Source organism: Burkholderia lata (genome assembly GCF_902499025.1).
Taxonomy (GTDB): Bacteria; Pseudomonadota; Gammaproteobacteria; order Burkholderiales; family Burkholderiaceae; genus Burkholderia; species Burkholderia lata_C.
The window spans coordinates 31525-54348 of record NZ_CABVPW010000027.1; the positions used below are offsets into that span (position 1 = coordinate 31525).

Annotated in this window: 21 protein-coding genes; 9 read left to right on the forward strand and 12 right to left on the reverse strand. The window is 64.0% G+C overall.

Annotated features, from left to right (window positions below):
- Positions 1-131: 131 nt before the first annotated feature.
- On the reverse strand, positions 132-488 hold the full coding sequence (gene arsC, locus BDI24065_RS25460) for an arsenate reductase (glutaredoxin) (protein WP_175033655.1): 357 nt from the start codon (positions 486-488) through the stop codon (positions 132-134).
- 1002 nt (positions 489-1490) lie between these two features.
- Here arsC and parA point away from each other — a divergent pair.
- Together parA and BDI24065_RS25470 are read left to right on the forward strand one after the other, a co-directional pair.
- The gene (gene parA / locus BDI24065_RS25465) at positions 1491-2153 is read left to right on the forward strand and encodes a ParA family partition ATPase (protein WP_085038179.1); all 663 of its coding nucleotides are present in this window, start codon (positions 1491-1493) and stop codon (positions 2151-2153) included.
- A 23-nt stretch (positions 2154-2176) separates the two neighbouring features.
- Positions 2177-3238, forward strand: coding sequence for a ParB/RepB/Spo0J family partition protein (locus BDI24065_RS25470; protein WP_175033583.1), 1062 nt, complete (start codon positions 2177-2179; stop codon positions 3236-3238).
- Positions 3239-3328: 90 nt separating this feature from the next.
- Here the strand turns inward: BDI24065_RS25470 and BDI24065_RS25475 are convergent, their stop codons facing one another.
- Positions 3329-4696 carry a replication initiation protein gene (locus BDI24065_RS25475; protein WP_175010598.1) on the reverse strand — a complete coding sequence of 456 codons (1368 nt, stop codon included), beginning with the start codon at positions 4694-4696 and terminating at the stop codon, positions 3329-3331.
- 1821 nt (positions 4697-6517) lie between these two features.
- On the opposite strand from BDI24065_RS25475, the gene BDI24065_RS25480 reads away from it, so the two are divergent.
- On the forward strand, positions 6518-7699 hold the full coding sequence (locus BDI24065_RS25480; protein ID WP_175033584.1) for a DNA-binding protein: 1182 nt from the start codon (positions 6518-6520) through the stop codon (positions 7697-7699).
- 136 nt (positions 7700-7835) lie between these two features.
- Here BDI24065_RS25480 and BDI24065_RS25485 read toward each other — a convergent pair whose 3' ends face one another.
- From BDI24065_RS25485 to BDI24065_RS25495, 3 genes are all read right to left on the reverse strand, one after another.
- Positions 7836-8855, reverse strand: a complete 1020-nt coding sequence (locus BDI24065_RS25485; protein WP_175033656.1) for a tyrosine-type recombinase/integrase — start codon at positions 8853-8855, stop codon at positions 7836-7838.
- Positions 8856-8958: 103 nt separating this feature from the next.
- The gene (locus tag BDI24065_RS25490; protein ID WP_175033585.1) at positions 8959-9336 is read right to left on the reverse strand and encodes a DUF2471 family protein; all 378 of its coding nucleotides are present in this window, start codon (positions 9334-9336) and stop codon (positions 8959-8961) included.
- 148 nt (positions 9337-9484) lie between these two features.
- Entirely contained in the window at positions 9485-10096 is a 612-nt protein-coding gene (locus BDI24065_RS25495; RefSeq protein WP_174917979.1) for a helix-turn-helix domain-containing protein, read from the reverse strand.
- A 161-nt stretch (positions 10097-10257) separates the two neighbouring features.
- On the opposite strand from BDI24065_RS25495, the gene BDI24065_RS25500 reads away from it, so the two are divergent.
- Together BDI24065_RS25500 and tdh are read left to right on the forward strand one after the other, a co-directional pair.
- Positions 10258-11457 carry a glycine C-acetyltransferase gene (locus BDI24065_RS25500; protein WP_175033586.1) on the forward strand — a complete coding sequence of 400 codons (1200 nt, stop codon included), beginning with the start codon at positions 10258-10260 and terminating at the stop codon, positions 11455-11457.
- 13 nt (positions 11458-11470) lie between these two features.
- Entirely contained in the window at positions 11471-12499 is a 1029-nt protein-coding gene (gene tdh / locus BDI24065_RS25505; protein WP_175033587.1) for an L-threonine 3-dehydrogenase, read from the forward strand.
- 397 nt (positions 12500-12896) lie between these two features.
- Here tdh and BDI24065_RS25510 read toward each other — a convergent pair whose 3' ends face one another.
- The gene (locus BDI24065_RS25510) at positions 12897-13313 is read right to left on the reverse strand and encodes a hypothetical protein (RefSeq protein WP_175033588.1); all 417 of its coding nucleotides are present in this window, start codon (positions 13311-13313) and stop codon (positions 12897-12899) included.
- On the reverse strand, positions 13310-13948 hold the full coding sequence (locus BDI24065_RS25515; RefSeq protein ID WP_175033589.1) for a GNAT family N-acetyltransferase: 639 nt from the start codon (positions 13946-13948) through the stop codon (positions 13310-13312). Before BDI24065_RS25515 ends, BDI24065_RS25510 begins: the two co-directional genes overlap by 4 nt.
- A 182-nt stretch (positions 13949-14130) precedes the next feature.
- Here BDI24065_RS25515 and BDI24065_RS25520 point away from each other — a divergent pair, with 182 nt between their 5' ends.
- Both BDI24065_RS25520 and BDI24065_RS25525 read left to right on the forward strand, forming a co-directional pair.
- Entirely contained in the window at positions 14131-14736 is a 606-nt protein-coding gene (locus BDI24065_RS25520; protein ID WP_175033590.1) for a TetR/AcrR family transcriptional regulator, read from the forward strand.
- 63 nt (positions 14737-14799) lie between these two features.
- Positions 14800-15279, forward strand: coding sequence for a DUF1348 family protein (locus BDI24065_RS25525; protein ID WP_175033591.1), 480 nt, complete (start codon positions 14800-14802; stop codon positions 15277-15279).
- A 566-nt stretch (positions 15280-15845) separates the two neighbouring features.
- Here BDI24065_RS25525 and BDI24065_RS25530 read toward each other — a convergent pair.
- The gene (locus BDI24065_RS25530) at positions 15846-16931 is read right to left on the reverse strand and encodes a tartrate dehydrogenase (RefSeq protein ID WP_175033592.1); all 1086 of its coding nucleotides are present in this window, start codon (positions 16929-16931) and stop codon (positions 15846-15848) included.
- Between the two features lie 116 nt (positions 16932-17047).
- On the opposite strand from BDI24065_RS25530, the gene BDI24065_RS25535 reads away from it, so the two are divergent.
- Complete coding sequence (locus tag BDI24065_RS25535) at positions 17048-17971, forward strand: LysR substrate-binding domain-containing protein (protein ID WP_175033593.1); 924 nt, start codon at positions 17048-17050, stop codon at positions 17969-17971.
- Between the two features lie 158 nt (positions 17972-18129).
- Here the strand turns inward: BDI24065_RS25535 and argC are convergent, their stop codons facing one another.
- A complete protein-coding gene (gene argC, locus BDI24065_RS25540; protein ID WP_175033594.1) occupies positions 18130-19077 on the reverse strand; it encodes an N-acetyl-gamma-glutamyl-phosphate reductase in 948 nt (315 codons plus the stop codon).
- A 120-nt stretch (positions 19078-19197) separates the two neighbouring features.
- On the opposite strand from argC, the gene BDI24065_RS25545 reads away from it, so the two are divergent.
- On the forward strand, positions 19198-20082 hold the full coding sequence (locus tag BDI24065_RS25545) for a LysR family transcriptional regulator (RefSeq protein WP_175033595.1): 885 nt from the start codon (positions 19198-19200) through the stop codon (positions 20080-20082).
- Between the two features lie 73 nt (positions 20083-20155).
- On the opposite strand, the gene BDI24065_RS25550 is transcribed toward BDI24065_RS25545, so the two are convergent.
- The 3 genes from BDI24065_RS25550 to BDI24065_RS25560 form a co-directional block, all read right to left on the reverse strand.
- Complete coding sequence (locus BDI24065_RS25550) at positions 20156-20620, reverse strand: hypothetical protein (RefSeq protein ID WP_175033596.1); 465 nt, start codon at positions 20618-20620, stop codon at positions 20156-20158.
- A 60-nt stretch (positions 20621-20680) separates the two neighbouring features.
- On the reverse strand, positions 20681-21898 hold the full coding sequence (locus BDI24065_RS25555) for a patatin-like phospholipase family protein (protein ID WP_175033597.1): 1218 nt from the start codon (positions 21896-21898) through the stop codon (positions 20681-20683).
- Positions 21899-22027: 129 nt separating this feature from the next.
- Positions 22028-22813 (reverse strand): 3-hydroxybutyrate dehydrogenase, encoded by a 786-nt coding sequence (locus BDI24065_RS25560; RefSeq protein WP_089451531.1) that lies wholly within the window; start codon positions 22811-22813, stop codon positions 22028-22030.
- Positions 22814-22824 lie beyond the last annotated feature (11 nt).

Here is a 22824-nt window from a genome sequence, read left to right on the forward strand (position 1 = left end):
TGACTGCGATCGTCAGGGCGATGGTGGCGTGCAGCCCGGTGATCTCGGTGATCGGGCCGGCTTCGATTGCCGGTGCTTGCCCTGGTACCTGCGCCGGGCTGACGCAATCAGAAAAATACGGCGGACAAGAATTATTCGAACAACGCCTGCACCAACTCGGGTGGCCGACCGATGGCTGCCTTGCCTTGATAAACGACGATGGGCCGCTGCAGCAGAATCGGATGAGCGGCAATTGCTGCGTAGGCTTCCGCATCGGTCAGGTCGGCGCGGGCCAGATTCAACGCCTTGTACGGCTCCTCGCCGTCGCGCAGCATGTCGCGAACCGGGCGGCCAAGCTGCCGATGCAGCGCTTCCAGTTCGTCGACCGTCGGCGGCGTCTTCAGGTACTCGACGACATTCAACGGTGCACCGGTGGTATTCAGCGACTCGACCAACGCAAGCGTCTCGCGCGACTTCGAGCATCGGGGGTTGTGGTAGATCGTGATCATCATTCAGGCCTGAAGGGTAGAGCCCTGTATTGTAGCCAGTCTGCATCGGGGGCCTGGTGGGGTGGTCGACGCGGGATCGGGCTCGGATCCGCTGCTTCGTAGAAGGCGGTCGGGGAGATGCTGCTACGAACCACAAGAGGGGAGTGCTGCCCGGGATGCGATTCAAGGCATCGATGGGTTTATGCGCATAAAGGCGGGCGACGCTATATCGCGGGATGACCGATAAAGGTCCCACACGGCAGATCAATGCGGTGGGTGCTTCGGACAGTAAAGGATGCGGGTGGGTGCGTCGCAGGTCGATTGGTTTATGCGCATAAAGCGTGCGATTGCCGGGTGAGGTATCCCTCGATTCACGGCAGGAGGGTGTGGGCACTTCGGCGCGTCGGTGTGGTGCCTGCTCGGTGTGGTGCCTGCTCGGTGTGGTGCCTGCTCGGTGTGGTGCCTGCTCGGTGTGGTGCCTCGAAGGTGAGATCGCCGAGCACTGGAATCCGCGCGGTCGAGGCGCCGCTCGCAGTCCATCGCTCGCGGTTTATGCGCATAAACGTGACGCCCGCACGCCCGTTGTGTCGACGTCGCTCGGTTCAGCGACACATCTCTACGCTGCGTCCTCTGCGAGAACCTGTCACTCACAACCCACGCTCAAAGCGCCTTCTCTCCAGTCGCACGGCACGATCGACCACCTCTGCTTCCGCGGAGTTTATGCGCACAAACTCCCGGCTCTCTGGCAAGACGCCCCATCGAACGAAAGGGCAGTGCGCACGATCCCGCGGCCGCTTGTTGCTCACACCGACGACGGACGCCAAACGTGATGACTCAAACCCCGAGTCGCTCATTGACATCAGGTATCCACCACACCATCCAATCGCGCCACCAACCATCGCCGGTTCGTTTATGCGCATAAACCGATAGCCCGAACGGCCAATGCGTAGTTGTCAAACGACAATTTCATTGAAATTCAAATATCGTCCTGTAGAATTCCAACGACCAAAATAGGAGTGAAAATTGGCCGCGGAAATCATTGCAGTCACTCAACAAAAAGGTGGCGTCGGCAAAAGCACGATTGCCATGCACCTCGGTGCCGCGTTCCATGAAAAAGGGAAGCGCGTCCTCGTCATCGACGCAGACCGTCAAAACACACTGGTTCACTGGTCGAGCGCATCCGGCGACAGCGACACCGGCATTCCATTTCCGGTCGTCAACCTGGCCGAAGCCGATGGCCAGATCCATCGCGAGATCAAGAAGTTCATCAACGACTACGACATCATCGTCGTGGACTGCCCGCCGTCGATCACCGAGAAAGTATCGGGCGTCGTCCTGCTGGCCGCATCGATTGCAGTGATCCCGACGTCGTCGTCGCCGGCCGATTACTGGTCGAGCGTCGGGCTGGTCAAACTGATCCAGCAGGCGCAGGTCATGAACGAAGATCTCCGCGCCGTCTTCCTGCTGAACAAGACCGAAGAGAAGCGCATGCTGACCCGCGAGCTCAAGCGCGCGCTCGAGGAGCTCGGCTTCCCGTTGCTGAGAACGCAGATCCCGACCCGGGAGGCGTACAAGCAGGCGATGGCTCTCGGTCAGACCGTGCTGCAGATGAACGATCGCGGCGGCAAGCTGGCCGCCGCAGAAATTCGCGCATGTGCCGACGAAATCGTCGCCATGCTGCCCTGACTTTATGCGCACAAAGGAGTCACATGAAACCCTCCCAATTTGCCAAAGGATTCCAAGCGCGCCCGGATATCACGACGAGCGAGAAGCGCACGGCGCTCGATCGACTCAATGCGATCGACGGCATCGTGAAGTCCGAGACGCCCACCCCGGCGCCGACCAAATCCGCGAAGAAAGACATCGCGCCGCCGCCCGCTCCCGAGCTCACGCTCGATCCGTCGATCGATGAATCGGCGCAATATCGCGCGTGGCGTCTCGAGAACCGCTATGCACCGGGGCAGGTGATCGAGCTGTCGCTGAAGGCGATCAAGCACAGCCCGTTCAATCCGCGTCACTTCTATCTGAAATCGTCGATTGCCGAACTCGCGGTCAACCTCGCGAAGCAAGGGCAACAACAGGCGATCCACGTGATTCCGGATTACGACACCCCGGGCACGTATTTCGTCAGCGACGGCGGCCGCCGCGTGCGAGCACTGAAGGAAGCGAACAAGGAATCGGTCAAGGCGATCGTGATCGACGTGCCGATCGGCATCCAGAGCTACAAGCTCGGCTACGATCTCAACGTCCAGCGCGATTCGCAGACGGTGTTCGACAACGCTGTCGTGTGGCGTCGATTCCTCGACGACAAGCATTTCCAGAGCCAGAAGGAGCTCTCCGAGCACCTCGGCCTCGACGAGTCGACGGTGGCCGTCGCGCTGTCGATCGGCAAGCTGCCGGAAGCGATCATGCAGGAAATGGTCGCGCGCCCCGATCGCTTCGGTTCGAACATGGCGTATCAGGTCGGTCGCTATCACAACGCGCGCGGCACCGAGGCCACGCTGCGGCTGATCAACAAGATCGTATCGGACGATCTCAGCACGCGTCAGGTGTCTGACATCGTCAAGGGTCGTGTCGCGGCGCAGGAGACGCCGAAGGCTGCGGGACGTCAGCGCTATGCGCAGCGTCTCGAGATCAAGCTCGGCGGCAAGTCGGTCGGTGACCTGAAGTCGTATGGCGAAGATCGCATCGAATTGCGCCTGCGCGGTCTCCCGAAGGACAAGCGCGACGCAATCCTCGAGCAGCTCGAGCGGATGCTGTTGTCGGAGTGAGGAGAACGGCCGGCAGGGCCTGGTGAGGACGCCGGGCCCGCCAACTGAGGGCGGGGCCGGCGGCGGCCCGTCAGCGGGCCTGAGCGGGCCTCAGGCGGCCCGCGACTGGTTCAGCGTGAATGACAGCAGGTCGCCGTCCGTCGGCTCGCCCCAGGTCTTCTGGGCCAGCCAGTCGAAAAAGGCCGTCTCGGCCAGCTTGGAATCGAGGCCGCGCTTGCGCCAGTCATCGCGCAGATGCGTGCCCATCGTCGGCAGCGCCTCCGATTCGAACGACTCGCGCGCCACTTCGCGCTCCGCGTCGCCCTGCTCCTCGTACAGCACCTTCGCTTCCTTGCGGCGGAACGCCGCGAACTCGCTCAGCAGGCGTGCCTTCAGATCGTCCGGCTGGGCCGCTGCAATCTTCGGAGACGGCGTGCCGGCAGGCAGCGCATCAACCGATTCGACCGGCGGGGCATAACCCTTCTTCAGTGCGTCCTTGAACAACGCCGGCGCGCTGCGCACCGGCGGCAGCGTCGTGCTGCGCATCCGCTGCTCGGTCATCTGCAGTGCTGCACGAATGCGATTCTCCTCGCTGTCCGCATAGAGCGTCTGCGCTTCCTTCAGCGGGATCCCGAGCTTCACCATCCGGTCGACCAGCGTGCTGTCGAACACGTTCGGGTGTTCGTCGAGTGCGAGCATCGGCTGCTTGCGCTCGGTCACGCGGAACTGGATCTCCGCGACCCGGCGCCCTTCGCGGTGCTCGATCAGTTCGACAAAGATGTTGGTGACCGCGTTGACTTCCGCGATCGCGGGGCGCAGATAGTCGCGCTTGAAGTACTTGTACTCGCGCTTCGCCTCGTCGCCGGCCTCGGTATCGGGCGTGCCCGACAGGATCGGCCGCCACCATTCCCACGGCTCGCGCATCGTCAGATGGCTCGGGTTCGTCAGGTAGCGCACGCAGATTTCGTACAGTGCGAGACCGGCGCTGCTGCGCAGCTGGCTCTGGAACTGCAGGCTCAGGCGCGCATACTGGACCGGGTCGAGCAGCTTCTTCTTGATCTTCGGCGCGAACGAGAATTCGACCCACACGCGGCGAGTCGCCGGATCCTCGAGAATTTCGGCGTCGGCGATCAGCGTCGAGATCCCCCACTTGCGGCCCGGCTTCTGGCTCGACGTCCCCGTGCTCCATTCGACCTGCACCGACACCATGCGGCGCAGGTGTTCCTTCACCAGTGCGGTGTCGTTCGAATCGAAGGCGGAGTTGGCGACGATGTCCGACAGCAGCGCGCGATACGTATCGCCCGAGTCGTCGGCCTGCTGGGCCACGGCCAGCAGGACATTGAACAGCTTGCGAGTGAGGAGCGTGATCTTGCCGCTCTTCGGCTGAATTGCGATCGCCTCGACGGCCTTCCGCAATTCGGCTGAACTGGCACTCACCACATCCACATCGGTTTTCTTGGCGCGCTTCGTCGTGGCCATACGTCGGGTCGGAGGAGAAGTTTTCCGGAAGGATAGCGCCTGTGGTGATGTGCGTCCAGAACGACATGCTCACCATAGCGGGTGAAGTGCGCGTGCAAAACGGCACTCACCCCAGGCACTCCCGAAAACCCTCACCAGTCCGGATTTGCAGCGTTCCGGACTCGTCCAGACGTGCTGCGGGATGCGCCGATTCACAGAATTTCACCTGTGCACGATACGTGCGAAATGCGCTCCCGTATCGGCTCACCTTTCGATTTGTCGTAATTTTACGACTGCGCAGCTGTGAGTTCGGCACAGCGTCGCGATCCCACTTCACCACGCTTCCCGATCGACCCGCATTGCCCTGTATGCATGTACAGGCGTGACTCACCGGGACATCGCGATCGGGTCCGGCATCCCGGAAAACGCCTGCGAAACCGGCCGGCACGGCCCGATCGGGCCTGCTTTGCCGGCCCGGGCGCGCATTGTACAGCGCACAAACCGTATCGGGTCCCGAAAATACTCACCTCGGGCACAGTGTGTTCATTCGTCTGGATGTCGACGAATGCCCGACACACGCGGGATTCGCTACGAGAGTCTCCCGAAAAGTCTCACCTTACTGGAAAACCGCTGTGCCACTGTGGGCACGGGAATGGCTCCCGAATAATCTCACCGTAACTGCCGCGGTATCAAAAATCCCAATGTGTTCCGATACTTATGCACAGAAGGCATTTGGCTGTGCGTCTCCGACATCCCCCGAAAAGCCTCACCTTTCGACAGAAATCCTTCATACGACAACCTTATGTCAGCCCCCGAAAAATCTCACCTGTGCCAAAAAGTGGCACAGCAAAAACGAGATTTCTTCCAGTTCCGACGGGCTTTTCCACGAATTCGACGGCTCACAGGTCCCGAAAAGCCTCACCTGTGACCATTTTTCAGGCAAATTCCATTCCCGAAAAGTCTCACCTGTAGCTGGAATCACAGACTGTGACCCAGGCCCCGAAAAAGCTCACCTCAATGGGTTGCAGGCAGGAAAACCCCGATTTCCCTCCCGAAAAACCTCACCTTTAGGGCTTCACAGGCCCCCGAGAGCACTTTTGCTGTGCAAAATGGCGTTCGTTTCCCGGAAATCCTCACACCAAACACCCGTAGAGTCCCGTGAAACCTCACCTTTCGGAAAAACTGCCTAAAAGATGGGCAGAATCGGGGCGCGAAGAAGGTCCCGCAAATTCTCACCTATGTCTGCACAGGCAGAAAACTGTGCAGTCAGGCACTGTGCGGGTTCTGTGGCTGTGAGGCCCCGAAAAGCCTCACCTTTGGGAAATCTCGTGTTTCACTGTGATCCCGAATCCGCTCACGATCTTTCCCGCAACGGCTCACGCTGCTCCCTGAACCCCATCACGTCAGCTCCCGCAGAAGATCACCTTAGCTCCCGTAAAACTTCACCTTGTCGGCCGGAAAGCCTTGCAGCATAAGGCTGTGCCGTGGCGTTAACGTTTTTAACTAAGGGTTCAAGGGTGTTTACTTCTAATACTCTCAAGACATTGCCTGAAGAGTTTTCCACAGACACCCCAACCCCTGAACACCCACAGGCAATCGGATCCGCTGTCATGTGAAACAAATGCCGAAATTCGGGGTCTGCAGGAAAATGCTTGTGAGACAAGGACTTGGCTGACTTTCCTCGCTTTGTTTCACGGAATCCTGGACCACAGTCGTCCGGATTGGCTCACAGACCCGATTTCTGTGCAAAACGACGTAAATTCACAACGTCGACTCAAAACAAGTATCGATAGATACGTATTTCGTTATGATTGCCACACTTTAATGTCTGTGAGCACAGCGATGACCCTGGACGAAATCCGCCAAGCTATTCGGGACGAACTGGAATCGCTGCGAGCAAGCGGTGCGCGACGGCAGGAATTGTCGCTACACGCATGCAAGCGGTTGTTCTTCGATCTCGGCATTCGGCCGTCGGCTGCCAACGTCCGCGATCTCACCCAAACCGGTAGCGCCAGCGATATTCCGAAAGACATCGACCATTTCTGGGAGCGCATCCGTTCTGCGTCCAAGGTCAGGCTCGACGGTGCGGCAATTCCGAAGGCAGTCGAGGAAAAAGCCGGTGCGTTGCTCGGCGCACTTTATGAAGAAGCGCTGAAAGCCGCGCAGGACAGCCTGGATGGCGATCGGGAACAGGTTCGCGCCGGCGTTGCCGACGCCGAACAGCGGTTGCGCGACGCAACCGTCCGCCAGGAGACGCTCGAGGGCGCACTCGCGCGGGGTGAAGCGAAAAACGAGCAATTGCAGGCTCGCGTGACTGAACTCGAGGTCCAGCTTGCATCGCAGACGACGCACGGTTCGGCCAGCGAAGCGACGTTGCTCACCACAGTCGCTCGACTGGAAAAGGAACTGGCCGCGGCCGCCGGCCGCGTCGACGCCGAGCAGGCGCAAAATGCGACGCTGCGCGACCGCATCGATGTGCTCCAGGCTGAACTGCAGCAGCGCACCGAACACTATGCGCAGCAAATCAAGGACGCGGTGGCCGAAGCCGAACGCCGCGTCAAGCCGATGCTGGTCGAGCTGGATTCGTTGCGCAGCATGGCGTCGTCTTATCAGAGCGGTCTGCGTGACGTTCAGCGCAAGGAGTTCGACTTCCTGCAGCAACTGAGCTCGGCCAAGGCGCGGGCCGACCGGCTCGAAAAACAGTTGCGCAGCCAGGGAGACGAACTGGAACGTGCGACGCGCGATGTGAGTTCGCTGCGCGCGAGCCGCGGCATGAATCCGGAAATTGCCGCGCTGATCCGTCGCCTGGCCGATGCGGGACAACTGGATGCGGACGCGTTTGCCGCGATCGGCACCTCGCTGGATCAAGAGATTCCGGTGCCCGCCCATTGTCCGCATTGCGATGGCGAGCCGGAGCTGTCACACGGAGAAGAAGGGTTTGAAGTGGCCTGCCCCGAGTGCGAACACGCTTCGGGCGCATGGCCATCCCGATTCGAAGCCGTCGCGCGCTTTGCGCATACGTGACGCAAGGATCGGCCGCACCGCACAGGTGAGAGGATCCGGGGCGCTTGAGGTGAGGTTTTTCGGGAGCTGTGAAACGGTGAGGCTGCGCCACACAAGGCTGCTCACGGATCGCGTCGCGTGAGCAGCCAAAGAGCGATCAGTGAGTTTCGTCGCTGTCGGACGCGTCACCGTTGCTGTCCGTCAGACCGTCGCGCCAGTTTTTCCATGCGCGATGCAGGCGGTTCGACGAGATCGGCCGCATGAAGCCCAGCCATTTGCCGACCCGTTCGGGCGGCACGTCGTGTTCGAACAGTTCGGCCGCATAGGTATTGCGCAGCGTTTGCGGGCTCGCGCGCGCGGTGCGCGACGACGTGAGCCCGGCGGATTCGACGATCGCGTCGATCGCGCGGAGCATCGTCGCCTTGTGCATCGGCCGCCCGGCATGGGAGGCCGGGAACACGAGCTCCCCCGGGATTTCCTGTCGCTTGCGTTCGGTGAGCCAGGCTTCGAGCAGGGCGATCGCGAACGATGCCAGGTGGGTTTCGCGTGCGAAATCCGGATGCGTCGACTCGATCTGCAGCGATGTTCCACTCGTATTGATGCAACTAATCGTGAGCGCGCGGGCTTCGCCGGTTTTAATGCCGGCGCCGAGAAACGCCGCAACGAGCGCGCGGTCGCGCCGCTCTTTCCAGTACGCGGAACCCGATACGCCGATGGGCGAAAACAGGTACGCGAGCAACGTCGCGCGTTCGGCCGGCGTGAGGAAGCCGGTGGGTTCGTTGTCGCGCGCCTTTCGCCAGTTCGCTTCGCCATCCTGAGCAATGAACCGGGCCGGGTTGGTCGATGCGTATTCGGTGCGCCGGATGTGGTCGAGCACACGCTCGATCAGCCGCAAATAGCGCATTCGCTGGGTTTTCCGGATCGGCAGTTCGCCGACGAAATTCGCGATGGTCGCGGTATCGACCGTTGCCAGATTCTTCTGATGCGCACGCATCCAGGTGAGAAACGCGCCCCATTGCGCACGATAGACGTCGGCCGACGAGCGGCGATAGTCCTGCATGGCGAGCCATGCATCGAAGGCGGCTTCGGGCGAGAGGATCCAGTCGGATGCGCCACGGTCGAACAGATCTGTTTCTTCCGGGCGTGCTGGTGTATCGGGGGAGGCGGGAAGAGACATTTGATTTATTCCGTTAGTTGCGTATATGGTAGCCCTTTCCGCAACGTCTCGGGCTGCAAGAGGCTTGATAAGGTCGCCATGAGAGGCGACCCGTGGTGGGCAATCAGTCGCCCCATGCCTTGGCCGGACGGTGCGCACGCGCGTGAGGCGCCGTGTCGTGCGACGTTGCCGCCGCTTCGTACGCGAGAACCGCGAACGAAAAAACGGCGGGCAGCGCGTTCGAGCGCCCGAAGTCGATCGGATCGTCCGTTTCGGGAAACGTCATGTCCAACTGCCGTTCGAACAATTGACGCATGCCGGCCTCGTGCCGGCTGGCAAAGCCGAGATCGGCGAGTGCCTCGGCCTCGATGGCGTGCAGCAGGCGCCACGTCAGCGGGACGCGCTGGTGGATGTAGCGCCCGGCGATATGCCGGACGATCAGCTCGAGGTCGTGCGCGGCAGCCTTGAAGCTGAGCGCGGCCAAATCTTGTTCTTCTGTCATTGCAGGCTCCTGTCGACCGGGCGGGCGCCTCGGTGCGCCGGCTCCGGCCCATGCATGGCGGAATGTCCGTATACTGTACAAACATACAGTACTTTCCGCAACTGGCCTGCAACAGACCCTTTGGCTTTTTGGCCAGCTACCCGCGCTGTCAGCGATGTATCACGATCAGCAGTGCCCGCGCCTCGGCCTTGCCGGGATTGCGGATCGCGTGCGGCTCGTCGGCCGGGTAGCGCGCGGTGTCGCCCACCTTCAGGCGCCGGCTGGCCGCTGCGGCTTCGATTTCCATTGCGCCTTGCAGCACGGTGAGGTGCTCGCGCGTGCCGGGCTCGTGTGCGTTCGATATCAGTGCGCCGCCGCCCGGCAGCGTCAGTTCGTACCACTCGAACTTGCCGGCGAGGTCGATCGGGCCCCACACGCGCAACTGGTAGCGGCCGTCATGGCCGGCGAGCGTCGGGATGTCGTGGGGGCCGTCTACGCGGATCGTCTCGGGTGCCTTCGGCTGCGAGAACAGTTCGTCGAGCGTGATGCCGAGCGCGTTCGTCAGCCGCCACGCAACGGCGATCGTCGGGTTGGCCTTGTCGCGTTCGATCTCGGAGAGCATCGATTTCGATACGCCGGCCGCGCGCGACAGGTCGTCGAGCGTCAGCTTGCGTTCGGTGCGCAGCCGCTGGATCTGCTCGCCGACACGCGGCGGCGTTGCGGCCGGCGGTTGCGGTGCGGCGCTGGCAGGCGTGCGCCGCGAACCGGAGGAACTTGCCATTTGGATTCCGTTCGCTTAGAGTTGTTCGATATTTCGAATTCTAGTTCGGAATATCGGATAAATGCGGTCAACCGAACGACCGACTATAACAGTAGCAGGCCGTTGCGCTGCCGCCACGAGTGGCGCGTTGCGGAATGCGAAACCCTGTCAGGAGCTTTGCGATGCGTGATGCCTTTCTCGCCCAGGTGCGCGGGACGCTGGACCAGATCCGTGCGGACGGTTTTTACAAGACCGAGCGCGAGATCGCGAGTCCCCAGGCGGCGGACGTGCGGCTCGCCGGCGGTGCCGGCGTGCTCAATTTCTGCGCGAACAACTATCTGGGTCTGGCGAACGATTCGCGCCTGATCGACGCGGCGAAGGCCGGCCTCGACCAGGACGGCTTCGGCATGGCATCGGTGCGCTTCATCTGCGGCACGCAAACCGTGCACAAGCAACTGGAAAGCGCGTTGGCCACGTTTCTCGGCACCGACGACAGCATCCTCTATTCGAGCTGCTTCGACGCGAACGGCGGGCTGTTCGAGACGCTGCTCGACGAGAATGACGCGGTGATCAGCGACGAGCTGAACCACGCGAGCATCATCGACGGCGTTCGCCTCTGCAAGGCGAAGCGTTTCCGCTACAAGAACAACGACCTGGCCGACCTCGAGGCGAAGCTCAAGGAAGCCGATGCTGCCGGCGCGCGCCACAAGCTGATCGCGACCGACGGCGTGTTCTCGATGGACGGCATCATCGCCGACCTCAAAGGCATCTGCGATCTCGCCGATCGCTACGGCGCGATCGTGATGGTCGACGATTCGCACGCGGTCGGCTTCATCGGCACGCACGGCCGCGGCACGCCCGAGCATTGCGGCGTCGAAGGCCGGGTCGACATCATCACGGGCACGCTCGGCAAGGCGCTCGGCGGCGCATCGGGCGGCTATGTCGCCGCGCGCCGCGAGGTCGTCGAACTGCTGCGCCAGCGCTCGCGCCCGTATCTGTTCTCGAACACGCTCACGCCGAGCATCGCCGCGGCATCGCTGAAGGTGCTGGAACTGCTTGGCAGCGATGAAGGCGCGAAGCTGCGCGAACGCGTGCGCGAGAACGGCGCGCGGTTCCGCAAGCAGATGACCGAAGCCGGCTTCACGCTCGTGCCGGGCGCGCATCCGATCATCCCGGTGATGCTCGGCGACGCGCAGCTCGCGACGAACATGGCCGACAAGCTGCTCGACGAAGGCGTCTACGTGATCGGCTTCTCGTTCCCCGTCGTGCCGCGCGGCCGCGCGCGCATCCGTACGCAGATGAGCGCCGCGCATACGCCTGAGCAGGTCGACCGGTCGGTCGCCGCGTTCGTGCGCGTCGGCAAGTCGCTCGGCATCATCTGACGGAGGCGCGACCATGAAAGCACTGGCAAAGCTCGAACGCGGCCCCGGCCTCACGCTCACGCGCGTGAAGCGTCCCGAAGTCGGCCACAACGACGTGCTGATCAAGATCCGCCGCACGGCGATCTGCGGTACCGACATCCACATCTGGAAGTGGGACGACTGGGCGCAGAAGACGATTCCCGTGCCGATGCACGTCGGTCACGAATATGTCGGCGAGATCGTCGAGATGGGACAGGAAGTGCGCGGCTTCGCGATCGGCGATCGCGTGTCCGGCGAAGGCCACATCACGTGCGGCTTCTGCCGCAACTGTCGCGCGGGGCGCCGGCATCTGTGCCGCAACACGGTCGGCGTCGGCGTGAACCGCGAAGGCGCGTTTGCAGAGTATCTGGCGATTCCGGCATTCAACGCGTTCAAGATCCCGCCGGAGATCTCCGACGATCTCGCGTCGATCTTCGATCCGTTCGGCAACGCGACGCACGCGGCGCTGTCGTTCAACCTCGTCGGCGAAGACGTGCTGATCACCGGCGCGGGCCCGATCGGCATCATGGCCGTCGCGATTGCGAAGCACGTCGGCGCGCGCAACGTCGTGATCACCGACATCAACGACTACCGGCTGGAACTCGCGCGCAAGATGGGCGCGACGCGCGCGGTGAACGTCGCACGCGAATCGCTGCGCGACGTGATGTCCGACCTGCACATGACCGAAGGCTTCGACGTCGGCCTCGAAATGTCGGGCGTGCCGAGCGCGTTCACGAGCATGCTCGAGGCGATGAACCACGGCGGCAAGGTTGCACTGCTCGGCATTCCGCCTGCGCAGACGGCGATCGACTGGAACCAGGTGATCTTCAAGGGGCTCGAGATCAAGGGCATCTATGGCCGCGAGATGTTCGAGACCTGGTACAAGATGGTCGCGATGCTGCAGAGCGGCCTCGACCTGTCGCCGATCATCACGCATCGCTTTGCGGCCGACGATTACGAGAAAGGCTTCGCCGCGATGTTGTCCGGCGAAAGCGGCAAGGTGATTCTCGACTGGACGGCCTGAGTGCCGCAGGGGCAGCGCGGCGTGTTCGCCGCCTGCCCCGCTTTTGTTTACGTCTGCGTTTTCGAGGCCGAAACGCGCGAATCCGGGCTCAAGGTGAGATTATTCGGGAGCTGTGTTCGCGCGCCGAATCGCGACGCGATCGCATATCGGTGACCTGCATTCGCACGTTCACTTCACCTGTCAGCAGTCGCGTCACTTCTCCCCATCACGCCGTTCGGCACCGGCTCCCCGCTCTTCCAGACACTTCCCCGCCTGGCTTGCCGCGCGGTCGTTCGCTACGCACGCCATGCGATGCCGCGCCGAACCGCACCATCAACCGTGAGCCTTCACGCGTCGTTGCGACTCACTCATGCGCGAGGCGATCGACGTCAATCGACATCGATCGGTGCGCAGACCCCTACTTGATCCGTTCACCGTTCATCCCGCGCGGATCGAGCTGAAGACTCAACACGACGAGCCAGCGTTTCGGGCATTGCGGCGCAACGTCGGCCGGATCGCCGTGCGCGCCGGGCGTGGTGACGAACCCGTGTTGCGCCGCGTATTGATACGCGCGCAACGCGTCCGCCTGCAGCCAGAAGCTGACGAGCGCGCACGACACGAAGCGGAACAGCAGCACCGTCGCGGCATCCGGTGCGAAACCGGCCATCACCAGCAGGCTCTCGAACGCGAACGCGAGCGCTTGTGCGACCGCGATCGTGAGAATCGTCAGCTTCAACACACCGCGCAGCCGCAGCGCCGCGCGCACGCGTGCCTGCCGGACGTCCAGCCGGGTGTGATCGTTGCCGCCATCGCGTTTCGGCATATCGTGTTTCATGATGCCGCACCGACCTGCCGCGCGACGTCGAATTGCGTCGTATCGCCGGCAACGATGCGACCATTCGCGATGCCGACGGCTTTGCACAGGATCGTGCTGTCGTAGTTGTGTCCCGGAAACCGCATCACGTCGACCGGTTGAAATCCTTCGCGGCGATAGAAATCGATGAGCCGGATCGCCGCATACGGGGCGTCGAGCGCGAGGTGCGTCGCGCCGCGCGCGGCGGCCCGTCGTTGCGCGAACGCGAGCAGCGAACGGCCGATGCCGCGATCCTGCCAGACGGGATCGACAGCAAGTTGGCCGAGCGTCGCGACGTGCCGGCTGCGGTACGGATCGCAGCGGGAATCGGGATCGTGCGAACGCATCGTCATCGTCGCGACCAGGTGCGCATTACCGAGCGCGACGAAGCACTCGCCGGTGAGCACGCGTTCGCGTGTCGCCGAGGCCAGCTGATCGACGCCCGGGCAGTTGAAACCCAATGCGCCGAGCGGCGCGAACGCGCGATGCAGCAGCGCGGTCAACGTGTCGTACGAATCGCTGCGCGGGTCGAAGCGCCGTACGACGACGCGGCCGTCGAGCCGTTTGGCATAAGCCGCATAGGCGCGCGCGGGGCGCGCGGATTCCGGTCGCTGCATGATGTCCTTTCGCCCAGACAGGGTGACCGAAGTGTAGTGAGCGTCGCGCGTCCCCTTCAAGAAAAAATGTCGTAAACGCGTCGGGCGGCGTTGTGCGGCCAGGTCGCGATTCAGCCCTCTCGTCGACAGGGATTTTTCACGCGGATGTTGACGGAGGAGAACGATCGTTCTACCGTAAACGCATGAACACACCTCACGACCCCTCCGGCGAACCGGGCGTTCGCGACCGGCTGCTCGATGCGGCCGAAGCGCTGATCTATTCGGGCGGCATCCATGCAACCGGTGTCGACGCGATCGTCAAGCGATCCGGCGCGGCACGAAAGAGCTTTTATTCGCATTTCGAATCGAAAGAGGCGCTGGTCGTGGCCGCGCTGGCGCGCCGAGACGAGCGCTGGATGCGCTGGTTCGTCGATGCAACGCTGGCGCGCGGCAAGGCGCCGCGCGCGCAATTGCTCGGCATGTTCGACGTGCTGCGCGACTGGTTCGGGCAGACCGACTTTCACGGCTGCGCGTTCCTGAACGCATCGGGCGAGATTGCCGACGCGAATGATCCCGTGCGCGTGGTTGCGCGTGAGCACAAGGCGCGCCTGCTGGCATTCGTGCGCGAGCGGTTCGATGTGTATGCCGACGAAACCGGCATCGAGCGCCGCGGGCTCGCGCGTCTGGCGCGCCAATGGCTCGTGCTGATCGACGGCGCGATCGGCGTCGCGCTCGTGACCGGCGATGCAAACGCTGCGCGCGATGCGCGCGCAACGGCCGAACTGCTGCTCGATGCGGTGCCCCGCTAGTCGAAGCAGCGAATCCGAACCGGCCGCGGTCTTCCGTGGCCAAAACCTGAACAGGAGCAACCCATGTCCGCTTCCCCCGAAGTCCGTCCGCCCGTTCCGCCCTTTACGCTCGAAACGGCGCGCCAGAAGGTGCGCGCCGCCGAGGACGGGTGGAACACGCGCGACCCGCAGCGCGTATCGCTCGCCTATACGCCGCAAAGCCGATGGCGCAATCGTGCGGAATTCGTGACGGGCCGCGACGAGATCGTCGGGCTGCTGCAGCGAAAGTGGGCGCGCGAGCTCGACTACCGGCTGATCAAGGAGCTGTGGGCGTTCGACGGCAATCGCATCGCGGTGCGCTTCGCATACGAATGGCATGACGACGCCGGCAACTGGTTCCGTTCGTACGGCAACGAAAACTGGGAGTTCGACGAAAACGGCCTGATGGCGCATCGTCACGCGAGCATCAACGACCTGCCGATTCGCGAGCAGGATCGTCTCTTTCACTGGCCGCTCGGCCGTCGTCCGGACGATCATCCGGGGCTGTCCGATCTCGGGCTGTGACGCGCGCGCCGACTCGACGGTGAGGAAATTCGGGAGTCGATGCGCGTAAGGTGAGATTTTTCGGGACGAAGGAAAATGTCGCGTCGGACTGTGTGTTTCGAGCCGTTCGACGCGATCCCGCCGCCGGCAAAGCGGGCATGTCGCACACGCAGGGAGCACGCGACGCACGTGTCGGCATGCAACGGTGTGCTTCACTGCATGATGCAACTCACCGATCGCACAGGGTTGGCAGTGGATTGGCGATCGGTGTGCACGCTAGCGATGTGCAACTCACCGATGGTGTCGACGTCGACGACGGATCCCGCGAGCCGTGCGCGTTGCAGTGTGACGTTGCTCACCGCTCGACTTCACCATGCAGGCATCGGAAGGCGCACGAGTGCGCAAACGCATGACGTGTTGCTCACCGCTCACCGCTCACCGCACACCGCACACCGCACACCGCACACCGCACACCGCACACCGCACACCGCACACCGCACACCGCACACCGCTCACCGCTCACCGCTCACCGCACGCGGATTCGTGCAGTCACGACCCGGCGCGTGCGATCGCGCCGGGCGTGATCGTCAGCCCGCGATGCGCGCGGCGATCGCCTCACCCACTTCCTGCGTCCCCGCGTTGCCGCCGAGATCGCGCGTACGCGGCCCCGTGCGCAGCACGTCCTCGATCGCGGCGACGATCGCATCGTGCGCCTCGCGCTCACGGCCCGCGCCGTTGCCGAGGAAGTCGAGCATCAGGGCCGCCGACCAGATCATCGCGACCGGATTCGCGATGGACTGCCCCGCGATGTCGGGCGCGGAGCCGTGCACGGGTTCGAACAGCGACGGAAACTTGCGGTCGGGGTTCAGGTTCGCCGACGGTGCGATACCGATCGTGCCCGTACAGGCCGGCCCGAGATCCGACAGGATGTCGCCGAACAGGTTCGACGCGACGACGACGTCGAAGCGGTCCGGCTGCAGCACGAAGCGCGCACACAGGATGTCGATGTGCTGCTTGTCGACGGCGATGTCGGGATAGCGTTCGGCCATCTCGGCCGTGCGCGCGTCCCACCACGGCATGCTGATCGCGATGCCGTTGCTCTTCGTCGCGACGGTGAGGCGCTTCGCGCGGCGCTGCGCGAGTTCGAATGCGAATTTCAGCACGCGCTCGGTGCCGTGACGCGTGAAGATCGACTGCTGCATCACGATCTCGCGCTCGGTGCCTTCGAACATCGTGCCGCCGACCGACGAATATTCGCCCTCGGTGTTCTCGCGCACGATCATGAAATCGATGTCGCCCGCGCGGCGGCCGGCGAGCGGCGACGGCACGCCGTCGAACAGGCGTGCGGGCCGCAGGTTGATGTACTGGTCGAATTCGCGGCGGAATTTCAGCAGCGAGCCCCACAGCGAAATGTGATCGGGCACCGTCGCGGGCCAGCCGACCGCGCCGAACAGGATCGCATCCATGCCCGACAGTTGCGCCTTCCAGTCGTCCGGCATCATCTTGCCGTGCTGCGCGTAGTAGTCGCAGCTCGCCCAGTCGATCTGGACGAAGTCGAAGCGGACGCCGAAGCGCGCGGTCACGGCATCGAGTGCGCGCAGGCCCTCGGGCATCACTTCACGGCCGATGCCGTCGCCGGGGATCACGGCAATCCTGTAAGTCCTGTCGGTCATGCAAATCTCCTTGGCTGAGGGGCCGGCTGCGGGAGAGGCAGCGGCGCGTCACACCATTCTATTTATTTCCATCTGGATTAAAATCGCGCGAAAGGTTAATCGACTTTCCACGAATCGTGAATAAATCGCCGAATCTCGACGACCTGCGCGTGTTCAGCCTGGTCGTCCGCCTGACCAGCTTCAGCGCGGCCGCCGAGCAGCTCGCGGTGTCGCCCGCCTATGTCAGCAAGCGCATCGCGTTGCTCGAGGCGCAGCTCGGCACGCGCCTGCTGCATCGCTCGACGCGCCGCGTGACGGTCACGGAAGCCGGTGAGCGCGTGTTCGCGCGCGCCGAGAAGATCCTCGACGACGTCGATCATCTCGTCGAGGACGTGTCGACCACGCGCACGGTGCCGCGCGGCACGCTGCGCATTTCGAGCAGCTTCGGCTTCGGCCGGCACATCGTTGCGCCGGCGTTGCTCGACTTCACCGCGCGCTATCCGCAGCTGAACGTGCGGCTCGATCTGTTCGACCGGCTCGTCGATGTCGCGGGTGAAGGCTACGACCTCGACGTGCGCATCGGCGACGAGATCGCCGATCACCTGATCGCGCGCCGCCTCGCCGCGAACTACCGCGTGCTGTGTGCATCGCCCGACTATCTCGCGCGGCGCGGGTCACCGCGCTCGCTTGCGGATCTCGCGTCGCACGACTGTCTTGCCATCAAGGAGCGCGATCACCCGTTCGGCGTGTGGCGGCTGAACGTGCGCGGCGAAACGGCAACGGTGAAGGTCGGCGGCGCGCTGTCGACGAACCATGGCGAGGTGGCCGTGCAATGGGCACTGGCCGGGCGCGGCATCGTGTTGCGCTCGATCTGGGAAGCCGCGCCGTTGATCGAACGCGGCGCATTGTGTCGCGTGCTGCCGGACGCGATTCAGCCCGCGAACATCTGGGCCGTGTATCCGGAACGCGTCGCGGCGTCGGCGAAAGTGCGCGTGTGCGTGGATTTCCTGGTGGAGACGCTGGCCGGGTTGAATGCCGCAGCGGGCGACGAGACGGCCTGAAATCGGCTAAGGGTGAGCTTTTACGGGGGCGTGTGCGGAACATCGGCAAACCCCGTTTCCGGCTCGCAAGCGCGTCGCGAGCCGGTAGCGTCGAACTGTCACCGACGCATCGCGGCCACGATGTGCCGGGCCGGCCGACGCTGGTGCCCGCCCGCGGCTTACGCCGCTTTCGCCGCGCCTGCCGCACCGAGCATCAGGTCGAGATTCTGCACGGCTGCGCCGGATGCCCCTTTGCCGAGATTGTCGAACACGGCGGACAGCAGCACCTGGCCGTGATCCGCATTGACGAACACGCCGAGCCGCAGGTCATTGGTGCCGTTCAGCGCTTGCGGGTCGAGATGCGTGATCGCTTGCGTCTCCGCGAGCGGCGTGACGTCGACGTGACGCGCGCCGGCGTAATGGTGCGCGAGACACGCATGCAGCTGCTCACCGGTCACGCCGGCAGGGAGCAGGCGCAACTCGATCGGTATGGTGAGCACGATGCCTTGCCGGTAGGCACCGTACGCCGGCACGAACAACGGGCGGTGCGCGAGACCGGCATGCAGCTGGATCTCGGGCGCATGCTTGTGCGCGAGGGCGAGGCCGTAGATCTGCAGCGGTTTCGCGTGCGACGCGCCTTCCGATTCGAATGCGTCGACGGCAGCTCGCCCGCCGCCCGAGTAACCGGAGACGGCATGAATGCTCACCGGGTAGTCGCGCGGCAGCAGGCCGGCCTGTTGCAGCGGCCGCAGCAGCCCGATCGCGCCGGTCGGGTAGCAGCCCGGATTAGTGACGCGCCGCGCGTGCGCGATCGTCTGCGCGTGCCCGTCGGCCATCTCGGGAAAGCCGTAGACCCATTCCTGCTGCGTGCGATGGGCCGAACTCGCGTCGATCACGCGTACCGCCGGATTGCGGATGAAACCGACCGCTTCGCGCGCGGCCGCATCGGGCAGGCACAGGATCGCGATGTCGGTTGCATTGATCGCGTCGGCGCGCCGCACGGGATCCTTGCGCTCGGCATCCGGCAGCGTGACGAGCTGCAGGTCGGTACGCCCGCGCAGGCGCTCGTGGATCAGCAATCCGGTCGTGCCTTGATCGCCGTCGATATAGACAATGGGCTGGCTCATGATGGTCGCGTTCCTTCGGTTCGGTCGTCGGGAAAGCCGTATCGTCCGCCGAACGCCTAGAATAGGAAAAGTTGAATTTACTGACTGCCAGATTCAGTTTTCTTGAACGAGAGGTAGGGAATGCGCGAGATCAGCCTGGACCGCCTGCGCACGCTGGTCGCCATCGCCGACCACGGGTCCTTTGTCGCTGCGGCGCAATGGCTACATCTCGCGCCACCGACCGTCAGCCTTCACATTGCGGAACTGGAAAGCCGCGTCGGCGCGCCGTTGCTGTCCCGTACGCGTGGAAACGTGCGGCCGTCGCCCATCGGTGAAGTGCTGGTGGAGCGGGCGCGCCGCCTGCTGGCCGAGGTCGAATCCACGCTGGACGATGTGCAGCGGCAGGTGCAGGGGTTGACCGGGCGCGTACGCCTGGGCGCATCGACCGGGGCGATCGCGCACCTGTTGCCGCAGGCGGTGGCCCGGTTGCGCGAGCAGCATCCGGACATCGACGTGCAGATCGCGGTGCTCACGTCGCACGACACGCTGGCGCGTATTGCGCAGGGCACGCTCGATATCGGACTGGTGGCGCTGCCGCAGACGGCAGTCGCGGGGCTGTCGATCCGCGCGTGGCGGCGCGATCCGGTGATGGCGTTTCTGCCGGCGGACTGGCCGCTTCCGGCGCGCGTGACGCCCGGCTATCTGGCCGCCCGCCCGCTGATTCTCAACGATGCGACCACTCGGCTGTCACGGCTCACGACGGAATGGTTCGCGCTCGGCGGCCACCGGCCGGAGCCGCGGATCGAACTCAACTACAACGATGCGATCAAGAGCCTGGTCGCCGCGGGTTACGGCGCGACGCTGCTGCCGCACGAGGCGGGTGCGCCGCTACCCGACGCACGCATTGTCATGCGGGCATTGCGCCCGGCGTTGTGGCGAGAACTGGGTATTGCCCATCGGGCGGGGCCGGTCGAGCGGGCGACGCAGCACGTGCTCGATGCGTTGTGGGCGTTGAAGGCGCGATAGCGCGCCGGCATGCGGGAACGGCGTTGCGGCTGTTCGTTCGTGCCGGGCGCACCGGCATCCGCCGCATGGCGCCTTAAAGCCGGTTGTCCTTCGCGAGCGTCAGCACGCGTGCCCAGCGTTGCGCATCGCGCTTGTCCATCATCGGCAGCGTCCATTCGCTGCGCACGGCATCGCGCACACGCACGACGAGATGCCAGCGGCCGCCGATCGGCGCGGCCTGACAACCGTCGAGTTGCGACAGCGTATAGCGGCCGTCCGCGCCATCGTGCGACAGCCACAGCAGCCCTTGCGTTGCTGATACGCGCAACTCGCCCCACGCGCGATGCACGATGTGGGTCCAGCCTTCTTCCTTCGTATTCGGTGCGATGTCGCGGCGGCGCTTGATCCACCACGCGACCAGCGCGATCAGGATCGCGGCGGCGAGCACGGCGGCCACGATCGCGACCGGCTGGCCGAATTGCGCGGCGATGACGTGAAACAGGTGGACCGCGCCCCATCCGAGAGCGATGAGCGCGAACAGTGCAATGAAAATCGGCATGTCTGATCGGAGAAGAGGACGGACCGGCGCATGCATCGCGCCGATCCGTCGCGCGCGGCATTACCGTTTGCGGTGAATGTCGTGCGTCACGAAGCCCGAGTCGTTGTTGGGCAGCGCGAGGCCGTCCTTGACTGCGAGCGTCTTGCGGATGTCGTCGAGACCCGCGGACCAGTGGTCGCGCATCGTCGACAGACCGAACTGATAGTCCTTGTAGTGATGCTCGTACGCCTTCTGCTGGTAGATCAGGTGCTGGATGTTGTACTTCTTGCTGCACGACATCGCATCGGCTTCGACGCACCACGGATCCGCCTTGCGCTGCTCTTCCGGCACCTGGTCGAGCACGTGGCGCAGCACGTTGCGGTAGCGCTGTTCGCGCTGCAGCGTGTCGGTGACGAAACGCGTGCGGCTCGAATACTGCACGTCCTTCGTGCGTTCGGCGACATCGGCCATCGAGCGCGGCAGCGGCCCGCGCGCGCTCCACAGATCGACCTGGAACGCGAGCGTGTCGCGGCGCGGCCGGGCGCGCAGCACTTCCATCAGCGGCGTGTTCGACACGACGCCGCCGTCCCAGTAGTACTCGCCGTCGATCTCGACCGGCGGGAACGCGGGCGGCAGCGCGCCGGACGCCATGAAGTGCTCGGGCGCGAGGCGGGTGCGCGTGTTGTCGAAGTACACGAAGTTGCCGGTGCCGACGTTGACCGCACCGACCGACACGCGCGTCTCGCCCGAGTTGATCCGGTCGAAATCGCACAGCTTCAGCAGCGTCGCGCGCAGTTGCGACGTGTCGTACCAGCTGATCTTCTCCGGATGATCGGACACGCCCGGCACCGGCGGCGGAAAGCGCGGCACGAAGAAGCCCTGCTGGCCCTGCATCATCGCGCTCGCGGCCTGCGACGCGGTGAAGAACGTGCGGATCTGGTCGATGCTGTTGAACAGCGCGAATTCGAATGCGGCCGGAACCGTCGGGAAAAACGCCGGCTTGCAGATCGTTTCCCAGAACTCGCGCAGCCGCTCGACACGATGCTCGGGCGCATTGCCCGCGATCAGCGCGGTGTTGAGTGCGCCGATCGAGATGCCCGCGATCCAGTCGAGCGGAACGCCCGCCTCGTGCAGCCCTTCGAACACGCCGGCCTGGTACGCGCCGAGCGCGCCGCCGCCTTGCAGCACGAGCGCGATCGTCTCGTACGGCAGCGTGCGCGCGGCGGCCGGTGCGCCGGCCTCGTGATGCAGGTCCGCCGCATCGACGGCCTGTTTTTCTGTTCGGGCGTGCGGTTTCATCAGTTCTCCGAGAAATCCCGCCTTCGATGGCGGAGATGGATGGCGTGACGTCGACGGACGGCACGCCATCGTGAGTAGTGAGAATAGGCGGTGGTGCGGGAATCGCCTCCTTTCACGGAGGCGGGGGCGTTACTGCATGAACCAGCCGTGGCTGACGATGAACGACTGGCCCGTGAGCGCGGCGCTCGGGAAAGCCGACAGGAACAGCACCGTCTGCGCGACGTCCTGGACGGTCGTGAACACGCCGTCGACCGTATTGCCGAGCATCACCTTCTTGATCACTTCCTCTTCGCTGATGCCGAGCTCCTTCGCCTGCTCCGGAATCTGCTTGTCGACCAGCGGCGTGCGCACGAAACCCGGACACACGACGTGCGAGCGCACGTTGTGCTTCGCGCCTTCCTTGGCCAGCACACGAGCGAGACCGAGCAGGCCGTGCTTGGCCGTCACGTAGGCCGACTTCAGCGGCGACGCTTCGTGCGAGTGCACCGAACCCATGTAGATCACGACACCGCCGCGATCGTCCTTGTACATGTGCTTGAGCGCAGCCTTGGTGGTCAGGAATGCGCCGTCGACGTGGATCGCCTGCATCTTCTTCCAGTCGGAGAACGAGTAGTTCTCGATCGGATTGACGATCTGGATGCCTGCGTTCGACACGAGGATGTCGATCGAACCGAACGCTTCGGCCACCTTGTCGATCCCGCTGTTCACGGCTTCCTCGTTCGTCACGTCCATCGCGACGCCGATCGCCTTGCCGCCGGCCTTGACGATCTCGTCGGCAACGGCGTTCGCGCCGTCCTGGTTCAGGTCGGCGATCGCGACGGCCGCGCCCGCTTTCGCGAGCTCGAGTGCGATTTCCTTGCCGATGCCGCTCGCGGCGCCCGTGACGACTGCGGTCTTGCCATTCAGGTTGCTCATGTTCGAATTCC

What these genes read in the sequence shown, in the direction of transcription:
- arsC (WP_175033655.1), bottom strand. Translation starts at nt 488, where the DNA reads ATGATCACGATCTACCACAACCCCCGATGCTCGAAGTCGCGCGAGACG.
- BDI24065_RS25470 (WP_175033583.1), top strand. Translation starts at nt 2,177, where the DNA reads ATGAAACCCTCCCAATTTGCCAAAGGATTCCAAGCGCGCCCGGATATC.
- BDI24065_RS25475 (WP_175010598.1), bottom strand. Translation starts at nt 4,696, where the DNA reads ATGGCCACGACGAAGCGCGCCAAGAAAACCGATGTGGATGTGGTGAGT.
- BDI24065_RS25480 (WP_175033584.1), top strand. Translation starts at nt 6,518, where the DNA reads ATGACCCTGGACGAAATCCGCCAAGCTATTCGGGACGAACTGGAATCG.
- BDI24065_RS25485 (WP_175033656.1), bottom strand. Translation starts at nt 8,855, where the DNA reads ATGTCTCTTCCCGCCTCCCCCGATACACCAGCACGCCCGGAAGAAACA.
- BDI24065_RS25490 (WP_175033585.1), bottom strand. Translation starts at nt 9,336, where the DNA reads ATGACAGAAGAACAAGATTTGGCCGCGCTCAGCTTCAAGGCTGCCGCG.
- BDI24065_RS25495 (WP_174917979.1), bottom strand. Translation starts at nt 10,096, where the DNA reads ATGGCAAGTTCCTCCGGTTCGCGGCGCACGCCTGCCAGCGCCGCACCG.
- BDI24065_RS25500 (WP_175033586.1), top strand. Translation starts at nt 10,258, where the DNA reads ATGCGTGATGCCTTTCTCGCCCAGGTGCGCGGGACGCTGGACCAGATC.
- tdh (WP_175033587.1), top strand. Translation starts at nt 11,471, where the DNA reads ATGAAAGCACTGGCAAAGCTCGAACGCGGCCCCGGCCTCACGCTCACG.
- BDI24065_RS25510 (WP_175033588.1), bottom strand. Translation starts at nt 13,313, where the DNA reads ATGAAACACGATATGCCGAAACGCGATGGCGGCAACGATCACACCCGG.
- BDI24065_RS25515 (WP_175033589.1), bottom strand. Translation starts at nt 13,948, where the DNA reads ATGCAGCGACCGGAATCCGCGCGCCCCGCGCGCGCCTATGCGGCTTAT.
- BDI24065_RS25520 (WP_175033590.1), top strand. Translation starts at nt 14,131, where the DNA reads ATGAACACACCTCACGACCCCTCCGGCGAACCGGGCGTTCGCGACCGG.
- BDI24065_RS25525 (WP_175033591.1), top strand. Translation starts at nt 14,800, where the DNA reads ATGTCCGCTTCCCCCGAAGTCCGTCCGCCCGTTCCGCCCTTTACGCTC.
- BDI24065_RS25530 (WP_175033592.1), bottom strand. Translation starts at nt 16,931, where the DNA reads ATGACCGACAGGACTTACAGGATTGCCGTGATCCCCGGCGACGGCATC.
- argC (WP_175033594.1), bottom strand. Translation starts at nt 19,077, where the DNA reads ATGAGCCAGCCCATTGTCTATATCGACGGCGATCAAGGCACGACCGGA.
- BDI24065_RS25545 (WP_175033595.1), top strand. Translation starts at nt 19,198, where the DNA reads ATGCGCGAGATCAGCCTGGACCGCCTGCGCACGCTGGTCGCCATCGCC.
- BDI24065_RS25550 (WP_175033596.1), bottom strand. Translation starts at nt 20,620, where the DNA reads ATGCCGATTTTCATTGCACTGTTCGCGCTCATCGCTCTCGGATGGGGC.
- BDI24065_RS25555 (WP_175033597.1), bottom strand. Translation starts at nt 21,898, where the DNA reads ATGAAACCGCACGCCCGAACAGAAAAACAGGCCGTCGATGCGGCGGAC.
- BDI24065_RS25560 (WP_089451531.1), bottom strand. Translation starts at nt 22,813, where the DNA reads ATGAGCAACCTGAATGGCAAGACCGCAGTCGTCACGGGCGCCGCGAGC.